The 14,639-nt window shown below is 65.3% G+C and carries 13 protein-coding genes; 5 read left to right on the top strand and 8 right to left on the bottom strand.

The genetic code is table 11. The features are described from left to right. The first annotated feature begins 5 nt into the window (after positions 1-5). Entirely contained in the window at positions 6-3,080 is a 3,075-nt protein-coding gene (locus tag LGM71_RS23325; protein WP_226116600.1) for a peptidase domain-containing ABC transporter, read from the top strand. Then, a complete protein-coding gene (locus LGM71_RS23320) occupies positions 3,077-4,396 on the top strand; it encodes a sigma-54 interaction domain-containing protein (RefSeq protein WP_226116597.1) in 1,320 nt (439 codons plus the stop codon). Before LGM71_RS23325 ends, LGM71_RS23320 begins: the two co-directional genes overlap by 4 nt. Positions 4,397-4,421: 25 nt before the next feature. Here the strand turns inward: LGM71_RS23320 and LGM71_RS23315 are convergent, their stop codons facing one another. After that, positions 4,422-5,192: a PP2C family protein-serine/threonine phosphatase gene (locus tag LGM71_RS23315; RefSeq protein WP_174913264.1), complete on the bottom strand. Its 771-nt coding sequence runs from the start codon at positions 5,190-5,192 to the stop codon at positions 4,422-4,424. An 82-nt stretch (positions 5,193-5,274) separates the two neighbouring features. Next, on the bottom strand, positions 5,275-5,559 hold the full coding sequence (locus LGM71_RS23310) for a hypothetical protein (protein ID WP_124617921.1): 285 nt from the start codon (positions 5,557-5,559) through the stop codon (positions 5,275-5,277). A 481-nt stretch (positions 5,560-6,040) separates the two neighbouring features. Here LGM71_RS23310 and LGM71_RS23305 point away from each other — a divergent pair, with 481 nt between their 5' ends. Together LGM71_RS23305 and LGM71_RS23300 are read left to right on the top strand one after the other, a co-directional pair. Then, positions 6,041-6,586, top strand: coding sequence for a lecithin retinol acyltransferase family protein (locus LGM71_RS23305; RefSeq protein WP_226116594.1), 546 nt, complete (start codon positions 6,041-6,043; stop codon positions 6,584-6,586). 43 nt (positions 6,587-6,629) lie between these two features. Further along, the gene (locus tag LGM71_RS23300) at positions 6,630-6,872 is read left to right on the top strand and encodes a hypothetical protein (protein ID WP_226116592.1); all 243 of its coding nucleotides are present in this window, start codon (positions 6,630-6,632) and stop codon (positions 6,870-6,872) included. Between the two features lie 25 nt (positions 6,873-6,897). Here the strand turns inward: LGM71_RS23300 and LGM71_RS23295 are convergent, their stop codons facing one another. Continuing rightward, positions 6,898-7,164: a hypothetical protein gene (locus LGM71_RS23295; protein WP_226116589.1), complete on the bottom strand. Its 267-nt coding sequence runs from the start codon at positions 7,162-7,164 to the stop codon at positions 6,898-6,900. Between the two features lie 257 nt (positions 7,165-7,421). Between LGM71_RS23295 and LGM71_RS23290 the strand changes: the two genes are divergently transcribed. After that, a complete protein-coding gene (locus LGM71_RS23290; protein WP_226116585.1) occupies positions 7,422-9,524 on the top strand; it encodes a serine/threonine protein kinase in 2,103 nt (700 codons plus the stop codon). A gap of 19 nt (positions 9,525-9,543) precedes the next feature. On the opposite strand, the gene LGM71_RS23285 is transcribed toward LGM71_RS23290, so the two are convergent. The 5 genes from LGM71_RS23285 to LGM71_RS23265 all read right to left on the bottom strand — a co-directional run bounded on the left by LGM71_RS23285 (position 9,544) and on the right by LGM71_RS23265 (position 14,321). After that, the gene (locus tag LGM71_RS23285) at positions 9,544-10,002 is read right to left on the bottom strand and encodes a (2Fe-2S)-binding protein (RefSeq protein WP_226116582.1); all 459 of its coding nucleotides are present in this window, start codon (positions 10,000-10,002) and stop codon (positions 9,544-9,546) included. Further along, a complete protein-coding gene (locus LGM71_RS23280; protein WP_226116571.1) occupies positions 9,930-12,314 on the bottom strand; it encodes a xanthine dehydrogenase family protein molybdopterin-binding subunit in 2,385 nt (794 codons plus the stop codon). Before LGM71_RS23280 ends, LGM71_RS23285 begins: the two co-directional genes overlap by 73 nt. Positions 12,315-12,942: 628 nt before the next feature. After that, positions 12,943-13,203, bottom strand: coding sequence for a hypothetical protein (locus LGM71_RS23275; protein ID WP_175816862.1), 261 nt, complete (start codon positions 13,201-13,203; stop codon positions 12,943-12,945). Between the two features lie 59 nt (positions 13,204-13,262). Then, on the bottom strand, positions 13,263-13,772 hold the full coding sequence (locus LGM71_RS23270; RefSeq protein WP_226116569.1) for a hypothetical protein: 510 nt from the start codon (positions 13,770-13,772) through the stop codon (positions 13,263-13,265). A 288-nt stretch (positions 13,773-14,060) separates the two neighbouring features. Beyond that, a complete protein-coding gene (locus tag LGM71_RS23265) occupies positions 14,061-14,321 on the bottom strand; it encodes a hypothetical protein (protein WP_226116568.1) in 261 nt (86 codons plus the stop codon). Positions 14,322-14,639 lie beyond the last annotated feature (318 nt).

Genomic DNA, 14,639 nt, shown 5'->3' with positions numbered 1-14,639 from the left:
CCGCGATGGACGCACAAGCCCCCGCCCCGGCCAGCAGCCCCCCGTCGCTCGCGGCGTTTCTCGCGTCGGTGGAGCCGCTGTCGCTCTTCTCGCCCGACGAACTCGATCGCATGGCCGCGCAGGCGCAGGTGCGCACCTACGCGTTCGGCGACACCATCTGCAATCGCGGTGAGCCGGCCGAGGGCCTGTATGTGCTGCGCTTCGGGTCCGTGCGCCTGATCGCCGACGAGCGCGGCAAGGAAACCAGCGTCGGTGTGCGCAAGGAACGCGAGGTGTTCGGTGAAATGGCGATGCTGCGCGATTACTGGCACGAGGTGTCGGTGCGCGCATCAACAAAGACCGAGATACTGTGCATCCCGCGCAGCGCGATCGAGCCGATCCTGCGCGACAATCCCGCCGCGCAGTCGTTCGTGACGAGCTATGTCGCGATCAGCTCGGCCGGCGGGTTCGTGACGCGGCTGTTCGACCTGCGCGGCAAGCTGACGCGCGCCGAACTCGAGGAGTACGTGTCGAGCGTCGGCGTGAAGCGCGTGGCGGCCGGCAAGGAGATCGTCCGGCAGGGGCCGGGCGGCGACCTCCGGCTGTATGTCGTGCGCCAGGGCGAGGTGAGCGTCTCGTGCCACGAGGACGGCAACGACTATCCGCTCGCGACGCTCGGCGCGGGCGAGATCTTCGGCGAGCGCGCGTGCCTGCTGCGGCAGGAGCAGGCGGCGACGGTCACGGCCGTCACCGATACGCGCCTGCTCGTCATTCCGGAAAAGACCGTGCATTTCATGCTCGAGCGCAACCCGAAATTGCGCGAGGTGCTCGAGGAGCGCATCCGCTTCGTCGATCAGGAGCTGAAGCGGCAGAAGAAGCTCGCCGAACGGCGCCGCCACCCGCTGCAGATCGATATCGGCGCCGACGCCGCGTTCGGCGAGCGCATGATCAAGCGCTTCGTGCTGGTCGAACAGGCCGAGGAAATGGATTGCGGGGCGGCGTGCCTCGCGATGATCTGCCGTCACTACGGCGTCGCGATGACGCTCGGCAAGCTGCGCGATCTGGCGAACGTGACGACGCAGGGCGCGACGCTCGACAGTCTCGCGCGCACCGGTGAGGCGGTCGGCTTCGCGACGCGCGGCGTGCAGTGCACGTACGAGGCGCTGCTCGGGTTCGACTTGCCGTTCATCGTGCACTGGGAGGGCTACCACTACGTCGTCGTATACGGTGTGTCGAAGTCGTGGGTGCGTATCGCCGATCCGGTGCTCGGCTTCAGGAAGCTGAGCGTCGAGGCGTTCGAGCGCGGCTGGAGCGGCACGTGCCTGCTGTTCACCGCGAGGGGGCCGGCCGCGGCGCCGGCCGAGACACGTTCGCCGTGGGTGCGCTTCATCGGCTATCTGCGTCCTTACAAGAAGATTCTCGCGCATCTGTTCCTGGCGACATTCGTGATCCAGGTGCTGGGCGTCGTACCGCCGATCATCATCCAGAGCATCCTCGACGGGGTGATCGTGCACCAGAACGTCAACCTGCTGCACTTGCTGATTGCCGGGCTCGTCATTTCGCACGTGTTTACCCAGCTGATGACGACGATCCGCGCCCACCTTTCCAACTTCATGGTGCGCAGTCTCGACTTCGCGATGATGTCGCAGTTCTATAAACATACGATGTCGCTGCCGTATTCGTTTTTCGCGCGCCGCAAGAGCGGGGACGTGTTCGCGCGCTTCCAGGAGAACCAGACGATCCGGGCGTTCCTGACGGAGTCCACCGTGACCACCGCGCTCAATCTCCTGATGATCTTCATCTACTTCACGATCATGTTTCTCTACAACGTGAAGATGACGCTGGTGCTGATCGCCTTCGTGATCCCGATCATGGCGCTCACGGCGCTCGCGACCCCGAAGCTGAAAGGCTATGCGCGCGAGGTGTTTGCCGCATCCACCGATGCGAAGTCGCTGCTGATGGAGACGCTCGGCGGCGTCGAGACCGTGAAGGGCATGGGGATCGAGCGGTCGGTACGGCTGAAGTGGGAGCGCAAGTATGCGAAGGCGCTCGACGTCCAGTACCGTGCGCAGGCATTCAATATCCTGGTGGCGCTGTGCAGCCAGCTGCTGAATGCGGCAACCACCATCGTGATCCTGTGGGTCGGTGCGAACCTCGTGCTCGTGCACGAACTCAGCATCGGGCAACTGATCGCCTTCAATGCATTCATGGGCAGCGTGCTGGCGCCGCTGATGGGACTCGTCGGCATGTGGAGCCTGATGAACGACGCGGCGGTGGCGATGGAGCGGCTCGGCGACGTCCTCGACATCGAGCCCGAGCAGCAGCCGTCCGAACTGGCCTCACGCGTGCTGCTGCCCGACCTGCAGGGCGACATCAGCTTCGACAGCGTGTATTTCCGCTACGGCGGCAACGAAACGCCTTACGTGCTCGAGAACATCAACTGCACGATCAAGCGCGGCGAGATGGTGGCCATCGTCGGGCGCAGCGGCTCGGGGAAAACCACGCTGGCGAAGCTGCTCGTCGGATTCTACGCGCCCACGGACGGCAAGATCGTGGTCGACGGCTACGACATGAGCGCGATCGACAAGGCTTACTACCGTGCGCAGATCGGTTACGTGATGCAGTCCAATCTGGTCTTTTCCGGATCGATTGCCGAGAACATCGCATGCGGTGACACGAGCCCCGACTGGCACCGCATGGAGGAGGTCGCCCGGATGGCCGACGCGCATGCATTCATCAGCAAATTGCCGCTCGGCTACGAGCAGGTGGTGGGCGAGCGCGGCGTCGGCCTGTCGGGCGGCCAGATCCAGCGGCTCTGCATCGCCCGCGCGCTCTATCACGACCCGCGCCTGCTCGTGTTCGACGAGGCGACCTCGTCGCTCGACACGCAGTCGGAGAGCAACATCCTTGCGAACATGCATGAAATCCTGCAAGGGCGCACCGCGGTGATCATCGCGCACCGGCTCAGCACGATCATGCGCGCGGACAAGATCCTGGTCCTGTACGAAGGCGCGATCGTCGAACAGGGCTCGCACGACGAGCTGGTCGCCCTCAAGGGCATGTATTACCAGCTCGTCCAGAAACAGCTGGGTGCCGCATGAAACTCTTCGACCCGCACGGATTCGGCAACTCCGCGATCTCGTATGCCGGCCTGCTCGAGAAGATCGAGATCCTGCGCTCGATGCTGCGCTGGGCACCCAAGCTCGAGCGTGCCGACATCGAGAAGCTGCTCAACCAGGCGAACGTGCTGCGCGACGAAGTCATGCAGATGTCGCGCAAGGAGCGCTTCGTCGAGGCAGCCGTGGCCGCGCCGCAGACGTCCGATGCGACCGATGCGCCGGACGCGCCCGCACCCCCCGTGCAGCGACGCCGGCAGGCGTTGATCGAGCGCAGTTTCATCTTCGAGGGTATTTTTGGCGACAATCCGAAGCTGCTCGCAGCACTCGAAATCGCCGAAAAGGCGGCACCGACCGATCTGCCGGTGCTGATCGACGGCGAGAGCGGGACCGGCAAGGAACTGATGGCGAAAGTCATCCACGCGAACGGGGGGCGCGCCGACCGCCCGTACATCTCGGTGAACTGCGGCGCGATTCCCGACAACCTGCTCGAATCCGAGCTGTTCGGCCATCGGCGCGGCGCGTTCACCGGCGCGTCGAACGATCGCAAGGGCAAGTTCGAGAGCGCGCACTCCGGCACGATCTTCCTCGACGAAATCGGCGAATTGCCGCTGTCGGGGCAGGTCAAGCTGCTGCGCGTGCTGGAGTCGCACGAGATCCAGCGGGTCGGCTCGGACGAGCCGATCAGCGTCGATACGCGCATCGTCGCCGCCACCAACAAGAATCTGCGGCAATTGAGCGAACAGGGGCTCTTTCGCGAGGACCTGTTCTACCGCCTGAGCGTCATTCATCTGACGCTGCCGGCGTTGCGCGAGCGTCGCGATGAAATTCCGCTGCTGCTCGCCTACTTCGGCGACGAGGCGGCAGGGGCACTGAAGCGCAGGCCCGTCAAGACGACGCCGAAGCTGCGCGACTTCCTGCTGACCTACGCTTATCCGGGCAACATTCGCGAACTGCGCAACCTCGTCTACCGTCTGTCGTGCCTGGCCGGCGAGATCGCGGATATCGAGCACTTGCCCGAGGACATCCGCCCGAAAACCGTGTCGAGCGCCGTGCGTGCGACGGATGACGGCCTGCCGGGCAGGCCGATGTCGCTCAGCGACGCGAAGCGGGCCGCAAGCGACGAGGCGGAGCGGGCGTTTCTCGAACGCGGGTTGCAGGAGACCGGCGGCACCGTGGCCGAACTGGCGCGCCGTTGCGAGATGAACCGGTCACACCTGCAGATGCTGCTCAAGAAGCACGGCATCCGCTCGAAAGCATTCCGTCATCAGGACGGCTCGACGCCTGACAAGGACGCGTGAGCGTCGCGCGGGTCCGCTCGATCGTTCAGCGTTGCACGGCAGGATTGGCGAGCGTCCGGTCCGACGCATCGGGATCGTCGGCGCGGATCACGACAGCGGTGATGTTGTCCCGGCCGCCCTCGCGCAATGCGAGGTCGACGAGCATGTCCGTTGCGCGCGCGCAATCGCCGCAGGCGAGGGCGGCCGAGATGTCGGCTTCGTCCATCTCGTTGCTCAGGCCGTCGCTGCACAACAGAAACATGTCACCGTCGCACACGTCGATGCGTCGTTCGTCGAGATGCAACTGCTCGGCGGCGCCGACGGCGCGCGTGATCAGATGCTGCGACGGGTGATGGCGCGCCTGCTGCGCGCTCAGGTGGCCCTGGGCCTGCAGTTCCGCGACGTGGCTGTGGTCGAGCGTGAGCTGCGTCAGGTGTGCGTCGCGGTACAGGTAGATCCGGCTGTCCCCGGCCCACAGCCAGCCGCACTGACGGCCGCTCGCCAACAGCACCGCCACCGTGCTGCCGATCAAGCGTACGCCGCGCTCGGCGGCCGACGCGCGCAAGTGCAGGTTGACCGCATCGAGCGCGGTGCGCGCCGCCTCGATGAAGTCAGCCAGCGTGGCCGGGGTGGCCAGCCGTTCCAGCGCCTGCACGATCATCCGGCTCGCGAGGTCGCCGGCCGAATGTCCACCCATGCCGTCCGCGACGGCCCACAGGCCGCGGTGCGGCAACGCGAGGCAATCGTCCTCGTTGATTTCGCGAACGAGGCCCACGTCACTGCGTGACGCCGAAGTCCATTGCAGTTCTGCGCTCACGGCGCGCCATTCCCTTTCGTCCAGTGCCTGCTCATGCCGGTAACGGGCTTGCGAACATGCATTGGCGGTTGGCGTGAAGACGCTAGACGAGCCGGTTCCTGCCGTCCGCACCCACCCCGACCGCAATGTTCGCGCCGGGCGCCGAGTTCGTGACGTCGACGTTCTGAATCTGGTTGAGGACCTGATTCGCGTAGAACGTGTTGTACGTCTGATAGAGGTTCACGACGGGCCCGAACGCCGGCGCCGGCGGCGCGTAGGGCTGGATCCAGCCGAATACCCACGGCGCGCCCGCGCCGCGGATGAACGACATCGTCTTGCGGTCGATGTCGTGCTGCATGTGAAGGTCGGTAATTGCGAGCGTGGTCATGATGAGTCTCCGAATGGGGCCTGCCGACGGACCGGGTAACCGATACGTGCAAACCTCGTGCCATGCGTGACACAACCCGCGTGCGTTGCCCGGGCGCGTACGTCGATCCGGTGAGCGCCGCACGCGGCAAGGCAAGGCGTCATCGACACGCGATGCTTGCATGCTAGTGCGTCGCGCCCGTGTCCTGCAATGGTTGTACGCAAGCCAACAGTTGCGCGCACGAACGTGGCCGCGAACCCGACACATGCCCCGGCAGACGCAAACGGCTGTCCGGCGCGCCGACTGGTGCTGTCACACCAACGAAATCCCCGGCAAATGGTTGGCCGCGCGGCGACAGCACGGCACCCGGCTCGCCGCGCATGGCCCGTAGAGCTTTGCGCGACGGGCTCCGGCTGATTGGCACGCTTGATGCAGGTTAGTTGGCAACCGGCTAACCCCTTGCGCAACACGGGCGGCCGCCAACCAGCAGACGGAGCCAGTCATGGAACGCGATCTTCAACCAGTGAACCGCGCTGCGTCCCGCACGGCTGTCGGTGCTGCGGATGCAATCGCGCACGCGGCTTCGCTGCCCGGCCGCGTCGACGCACTGCTGCCTGGCGCACACCTGGTTTCCGATCGTGCCGGTTACAGCCATCACGGCATCTACGTCGGCGACGGGCGCGTCGTCCACTACGCGGGGCTTTGCACGTCGCTGCATCGCGGCCCGATCGAGGAAGTCACGCTCGAACGCTTCGCCGCCGGTCATGCGGTTCGCGTCGTGCCGCATCCGTACGCGGCCTATGCGGGGCGCACCGTGGTGCTGCGCGCACGTTCCCGTCTCGGCGAAAACCGCTACCGCCTGCTGACGAACAACTGCGAGCACTTCTGCACGTGGTGCCTGGAAGGCACGGGCTACAGCGAGCAGGTTCGAACGTGCGTCATGCATCCGCGGACGGCGTTCCGGTTCGTGCTGTCCGTCTGCCGCGCGCTGCTCGTGGCGCGGCGTGCGGGCGGACGGTGCACCACGGTCGCCATCGCCGCCGCATGAGCGACGTCCCGGCGCGTTCGACATTGCCCACGAGAGGGCTCAAATGAACGGGATCGCATCATCACTGCGCATGCAGGTCGACAAGTGGCTCGCGCCGAGCGCGCGCGTGCCGGCGCGCATCGTGCGCTTCAGCCGCATGCCTGCGCAACGGCGGCGCTTTGTCTGCGTCGAGGCCGTGCATCCGGCTGGCACGATCGCGATCTTCTTCTTTCGTCACGACGACGGCTCATGGTGCGTGTTCCCGCCGGCCGACCGGCGGCCAGCGATGACGGTGCGAGCGGCCTGAGCGGGCACGCGGCGTGGTGTGTCCGTCAACGCAACAGCGTCGGACGCGCCGGCGACGCCGTTGCGTCGGCCACCGGTGCACGTGCCGACGCGGCATTGCGTGCGTCAGTGTGCAGATACGGGAACGGTTGCGGCGCGAGCATCGTCTGATGCGCACGTACCTTCGCGCCACCCGCGATGGCGGCCATCGCCTGTTTGTCGAGGTCGACGCTTTCGGGAAGATCGTTGATGACGAGCACGCCCATGGTTGGCTCCGCGAGATCGGATGGGAGAAGCGTGAGGCGGGCAGCCATGCAGCATCATGCGATGTGCCGATGTACCCGGGATCTGTCCAGTATAGGTTCCGCCGCACGGCCGCGCGGCCTGGGAATGCTAGTTCCGGCACCGATTGCACAGGGCGTTACCGCGGACTAGTATGATTTGTTAGACATCCTGTCAGAAGGCCGGCGGACGGTGCGTCGCGCGGTCGAATTCGTCTGACGATGGCGTGGCGGCGACCGCGAGGCGCCTAAGCGGGTCGGCAAGCTGAAGCTGAGTAGACGGCATACGAATGATGAGCTTTGCGCAGCTGATTCAGACATTCCAGAGCGGGGCGCTGTCGCAGGACGCGTTCTTCTCGGAGATCGACCGGGTGCTGGCGACCGATCAGGTCGATTGCGCACGTCTGCGCGAAGTACTCGACCAGACGCAAACCACGCAGCCGCTGTCGGACGCTATCTATGCGGAAGTGCTGAAGCGCATCGAGCGATGTCATGACAGGACGGCATCCGCGGGCGATGCAACCCGGATCCAGGAGAGCCCGCTTCGGCCGGAGGCGCGGCCAGCCCCACCGTCCGGTCCGTCGGGCGGCGCGATGCCGGTCGACGGCGAACGCGTGAAAGGCATCGGCGATACGCTGAACGGGCGCTTCGTGCTGGAGGAGTGCCTGGGCGTCGGCGGGATGGGTACCGTGTACAAGGCGCTCGACCTGCGCAAGCTGGAGGCCTCGGATCGCAAGCCGCACATCGCGATCAAGGTGCTCAATGTGCAGTTTCGCGGCCAGCCGACGTCGCTGATCGCGCTTCAGCGTGAAGCCCGCAAGGCGCAGACGCTCGCCCATCGCAATATCGTCACCGTCTACGACTTCGATCGCGACGGTCCGCTCGTCTACCTCACGATGGAGTATCTGTCAGGCCGGCCGCTCAGCAAGGTGCTGCGTGCGCCGGACTTCAAGGGCATGCCGCTCGATGCCGCGTTGCCGATCATCGCCGGCATGGGCCAGGCGTTGGCCTACGCGCATGAACGCGGCTTCGTCCACTGCGATTTCAAGCCCGCCAATGTGTTTCTCACCGACCGCGGCGAAGTGAAGGTGATCGACTTCGGGATCGCACGCGCGTTCCAGCGGCGCGACGAAGATCCCGACGTGACCGTGTTCGATCCGGCGAGCCTTGGCGGCATCACACCGGCCTACGCGAGCCCGGAGATGTTCGAGCATCTCGAGCCGGATCCGCGCGACGACGTCTACGCGCTCGCCTGTGTCACCTACGAATTGCTGACCGGACACCATCCGTTCAACCGGCTGTCGGCCACCCAGGCGCGTCACGACCACTTGCGGCCCGAGCGCCATCCCGGCCTGGATCGCACGCAATGGCGAACCTTGAGCGCCGCGTTGTCGTTCGACCGCGCGACGCGCACGCCCAGCGTCAATCTTTTCCTGGAAGGCATGGGCGTGTTCAGTCGCCCGACGCGGGCGTCGGGCGTACGAACAGGGGTGACCGTGGGCGCTTGCACGGCGGCGGCGATCGCCGTGCTCTGGTACGGCTACGAGGCGCTTTCGCGCAGCGGCGAAAAGCGCCCCGCCGCGGACACGGTCGTGCACGCGTCTGCCGGTGGCGGAGGTGGTGCGATGGCAGGCGCCGCGGCCGGCAGCGCACCCGCGGCCGTCGCGAACGCCGTGCCCGCTGCCGCCAGCGTGCCGCCGCCGGCACCGCCCCCGGCGATCTCGCTGGCCTCGGTGACGGCTGCGCTGTCGCGCATCCCGTGTTCGGCGCTGGACGCGTCGGTGCAGGATCACGTGCTGCAGGTGCGCGGTTACACGGAAGCCGGTGTCGGTATCGGACGCGTGCGAACCGCGATCAGCGGCATGGCGGGCGGGCAGACGGCCAATCTCGACGTGCGCCCGGTCGATGCCCACAATTGCGAGATCGTGAGCGCGCTTGCCCCGTACTGGCGATCGAATCGGGCAGCGTCACACGCCGCGTCGATCCGCACGCGCGCGCCTGATGCGCATCTCGCGGAAGGCAACCCGCTGGTCATCGACATCACGACACCCGGTTACGACTCGTATGTGAACGTCGATTACTACGTGCTGAACGGGAGCGTCGTGCATCTCGTGCCAAGCAACCGCGAACGCGACAACCAGGCGCCGCCGAATTACGCCGCGACGATCGGCAGCATGGGCGAGTGGGTGATCGGCAAGCCTTTCGGGACCGAGATGATCGTGCTCCTCGTCACGCCCGCGCCGCTGTTCGACGGGATGCGCCCACCATCCGAGCCGCGTGCCGCCTATCTCGCGGCGATCGAGCGGCAATTGAAGCTGTTCGAGGCCAAATATGGCGAGGGGCGCATTGCCGCCGATTTCGTCCAGATCACGACGCATGCCAACGGCAGCTGAGCGAGCGGGCTCGCGCGTATCAGCGGCCTAGCGATTCCGCCGCCTTGTGAATGGCCTTGCGGATGCGCGGAAACGTGCCGCACCGGCATGCGATGTTCTTCATGGTCTCGTTGATCTGATTGTCGTCGGGGCGAGGGCATCGCATGAGCAGGGCCGTGGCGGCGACCAGCTGTGCGCTCTGGCAATAGCCGCATTGCACGACGTCGACGGCAATCCACGCGTTCTTCAGTGCGCGCGCTTCCACGCTGTCCAGCCCTTCGACGGTCGTGATGCGCGCGCCGTTCAGCGTCCCGACCGGGAGTTGGCAGGCGGGCACGGCCTGATCGTTCAAGAGCACCGTGCATGCACCGCAGACCCCGACGCCACAGCCGAACTTCGTGCCGGTCAGCTTGCGTTCGCAGCGAATCACCCAGAGCAGCGGGGTGGCGGGCTCGGAATCGACATGAGCGGTTTCCCCGTTGATACGGACTGACACCATCGGTCGTCTCCTTGGTCGGGTGGGCTCGGCTTGACGAACGGCAGCGTGCGATGGCGCACGCCAGTGAGCGAATACAGCGCATTCGCCACGGCCGCCGCGATCGGCGGCGTGCCCGCTTCGCCGACGCCGTGCGGCTCGGTCCCGCCTGCCACGACTTGCGTGACGATCTCGGGACACGTCTCCATGTTGACGAGCGGATAGCTGTCGAAATAACGCTGTGCGACTTGCCCGTTCTCGATCGTGATCGCCTGCTCGAGCGCGGCCGACAATCCGAAGATGATCCCGCTTTCCATCTGCTGCTCGACGAGATTCGGATTCACGGCCAGCCCGCAGTCGATCACGCAGACCACGCGCGTCACGCGAAAGCCGTCACCTTCCTGCCGGACTTCGGCGACTTGCGCGACCACGCTGCCGAACGACTCATGCATCGCCACGCCGCGTGCGCACCGCGCGCCGGTCTTGTCACGCCATGCCAGCGGCGAACGCCAGCCGGACAGCGCGACGAGCGCCCGCAACACGGCCGCATGGCGCTGGTGCGCCGGCTGCTTGAGCAGGTCGAGGCGAAACTGGATCGGGTCTTTCCGTGCCAGCGCGGCCATCTCGTCGATGAAGCTCTCGACGAAGAATGCCTGATGCGAGTGCCCGACGGAGCGCCAGTAGCCAACCGGAACCGGGAGCGTCACCGTAGTGTGCTGGACGAGCATGTTGTCGCATTCGTAGGGCAGGTCGAACGCGCCTTCCGCCGTGGTGGCGTCGGGCAACCGTTTCGCGGCGAGGCTCGGCATGCCGAAAGTGCGAGGCATCGCCTGCGCGCTGATCGACTGGCTCGCCGACATGCCCTTCCAGGCCACCAGCCTGCCGCTCGCATCGATCGCGCCGCTGTATCTCGCCACACAAGCCGGGCGGTAGAAGTCGTGCGTCATATCCTGCGGGCGCGACCAGATCGTCTGTACCGGCCGCCCCTTCGCATGGAGCGCGATGGCGGCCGCCTGCGTGATGAAGTCGACCTCGAGCCGCCGGCCGAATGCCCCGCCGATCAATTGCTGATTCACGACCACCTTGTCTTCGTCCAGGCCCAGCAGCGCGGCGACCGCCTTGCGTGCCACCATCGGGACCTGCGTGCCGCACCAGATCGTTGCCGCGTCGTCGTCGACACGCACCGTGCAATTCATCGGTTCCAGCGGCCCGTGAGCCAGGTAGGGCACTTCGTACTGCGCGACGAACGGCTTCGCGCGGCCCAGCGCCGCATCGGCGTCGCCGATGGCGTAGAACACGTGGCGGCCCTCGTCGCCGTCGAGGGCGTGCGCCAACGCCGTGCGGACATCCACGCTATTCACGCCGGCAGCCGGCCCGTGATCCCATGTGATCGACAACTGGCACAACGTCCGCATCGCGATGAAGGGATTGTCGGCAATGACGGCAACGCCTCCCGTTCCACCGTTGGATGGCTCGATCCTGAAGATGCCGGTCACGCCTTTCAGGCTGGCGACCCCGGACTTGTCGAAATCCAGTGCATTTCCGCCGAGTGTCGGGCACATCGTGACACTCGCATACAGGAGCTTGTCCGGAAGCACATCGATGCCATAGCGCGCGCTGCCATCGAGCTTCGCGTGGGCCTCGATGCGGCCCAGCCGTTTCCCGACCAGCGTGAACGCCTTTGGGTCCTTCAGGGCGACATGTGGCGGGCGCGGCACGTCCCGCGCGAGCTCGACAAGTTCACCGTACGTCGCAGAGCGTCCCGACCGATGCAGCACCACGCCGGCTTTCGTCTCGCATTCCGCGACGGGCACCTGCCAAAGCTTCGCCGCGGCGCTGCACAACATGACGCGGGCCGTGGCGCCCGCCTCGCGCATGGGCCCCCACAGATCGATCATGCTCGTCGATCCTCCGGTGACCATTGACCCCAGGTAGCGTGCGCCATGGCGCGCCAATGCCGCCGCGCCGCGAGCGATCAGGCTGTCGTCGTCGGGGCGAAATGGCAGGCCCTCGGCGAGGGATTCACGGTCCTTGTAGATCGTGTCGAGCGGTGACATGACGATGCGGACCCGGGTCCAGTCCGCATCGAGCTCTTCCGCCAGCAACATGGCCGAGCCGGTATGTATCCCCTGGCCCATTTCGGATTTGCTCATGACGATCGTCACGTCGTTAGACAAACTGATCATCACCCAGCCGTTCAGCGGCACATCGACGCGTGACGTCTCCAACTGCGCGGGTATTTCCAGCCGATCGTCGGGGTGCCACCATGCCCAACCGACCACCAGCATGCCCGCCGCTCCCGCACCGCCCAACAGGAAGGTTCTGCGCTTCAACATGATGTGGCCGCCGACATGTGTTGGTCGAGTCACGGCGCATTCGGCGAACCACGCCCACGTGCCTCGACAATTCAATGTTTCAAACACAATCCGACATTTCATTGCTGCTGCAATCACCTATATTAGTCACTGATATCGGCAACCGAGAACCAGAAAGTGATGTTCGTTTGAAACAAGCGCTGAAGACGCGACCTGCTGTAGCCCGAGGGACGTCCGTGGCTTCCGGGACGCGAAGCGCATCGTGCCGATCGCTTTGCATGCACCACCCACCGGAGGTTGTTGATGCTTGTCGATGAGGTTCACGCTTTGCGGACCGGGGGGGCGCGAGTGCAGGCGCTGGCATCGCGTGCGACAGGCTGAGGGACCGGGCTATATCGTGTGCGGCGATGCGGCGGGCTATCTCGACCCCGCGACAGGCGACGGCTTGCGTTTTACCATCGCTTCCGGCCTGCGCGCGGGCGCGATTGCCGTCGCGGTTTCGCTCATCCCGATCAAAGAAGCCCGCCAGGAGACGGAACCTGGCGGGCTTGAAACGCCGCGGGACAAACCCGCGGCGGACTGGAGGACTTCGGTAGTTCGGTACCACGCTAGCGAATACGGCGACCACTGCGAGGCCGCATGGCGACACTTACAGGCCCATCTTCGCGACCACCAGACCGCCAAGGTTGTTGATCGAGTTGGTCACGCTGGTGAGATCCTGGTGGGTCGATGCATCGACCTGGGTCACCGGAGCCGTGATGGTATTCGGGCTGGCGAACGAGAAGCCACTGCCGGTAGCGATGTTGTTGATACCGGCGTTCTGGAACACGCTACCACCGCTGACGGCCGCCATTTCCTTGCGGCTGAGTTCGTGGGCGCGGGACAGGTCGTTGATCATCAGTGCGGACATGGTAAATCTCCTTGGGTTTGCTGCGGTTTGGAAGAGAGCACGTTTCGTTGCGCTCGCAGCTACAAATGCACGGGGCGTGCCAGCGTCGAATCATGCGCGCATGAGGAGCGCTTAACCTCATGAAAACAAAAGCGATTCCATCTGGTATCCGACGTTTCGCCGGGACCGCCGAGCACGATCGAAGCACGACGATGTCGGATTCTTCCAAACGATTTCCGTGGCGGCTGTCCTGTCTCGACCAACATGAAGCGAGGTGTTGCGCTCGCGATTCGCGTCGCGGGCATCCAAGTGCGGAAGCGGGGTGGACGCGTCGGCGCGAAAAGGCCGCCCACGCGTGCGCGATCGTGCGCGGCGGCCGGCAGTTGAGCGACACGCGCTTGCCGCCGGCGAACGCCGATACGACGATGCGCCGACGGGCGGCCGCAAGCGGAATCGACGCCAGGATCGGAAATCACGTATTTCGCATAACTGAATTCTCTGCGTATCTGCAGAGCGGCCAGACGCATCGGGAATATCGCGCCGATGGCCAACGGCGCATCGATGCGACGACGCAGTTCCTTGACTGGCACCGCGGTGTCATCAACCTCGACGAGGTGGAGCGAAACTGTGAGCAGGGAAGGGAAGCCGAAAGCGCGTCGGGATCAGCCCGGCCGCGGATGGGAGAGGGCGGCGCGGCTGACGGGGCGTCAGCCAATCTGCCTGTTTACGCCGGCTGCGTTTTTATCATGCAGGGAAGCCCGCCAACGGACACGGCTGGCGGGCTTTTGAACGCCGCGAGGACGACCCCGCGGCGGACTGGAGCGCTTCGGTACGACGCTATCGGATACGGCTGCCACTGCGAGGAAGGCTGGCGAAACTTACAGGCCCATCTTCGCGACCACCAGACCGCCAAGGTTGTTGATCGAGTTGGTCACGCTGGTGAGATCCAGGTGGGTCGATGCATCGACCTGGGTCACCGGGGCCGTGATGGTATTGGGGCTGGCGAACGAGAATCCGCTGCCCGTGGCGATGTTGTTGATTCCGAGGTTCTGGAACACGCTACCACCGCTGACGGCCGCCATTTCCTTGCGGCTGAATTCGTGGGCGCGGGACAGGTCGTTGATCATCAGTGCGGACATGGTAAATCTCCTTGGGCTTGCTGCGGTTTGGAAGAGAGCACGTTTGCGTTGCGCTCGCAGCTACAAACGCACAGAACGTACCAGCTCGACTCGTGCGTGCCTGATGAGTGCTCAACCTAATGAAAACAAAGGCAATTTAATCGGGATGACGACGTTTCGCCGGACCTGTCGAGCACGACCGGGGAAAGGCGGTGTCGGGTTTGCCCAAACGATTTCCCGGGCAGCTGTTTCACTTCAGCCAACACGAAAGCGGTCTGACGGGCCAGCCCCGTTCGGGATCGTGATGCCTTCGGAGCGTGGAGGATTCGTCAGGTTTTT

This window comes from Burkholderia sp. AU33545, assembly GCF_020419685.1.
In the GTDB taxonomy this organism is placed as follows: Bacteria; Pseudomonadota; Gammaproteobacteria; order Burkholderiales; family Burkholderiaceae; genus Burkholderia; species Burkholderia diffusa.
The sequence above is the reverse complement of the archived record's forward strand: the minus strand, read 5'-3'. Positions and strand labels throughout refer to the sequence as shown.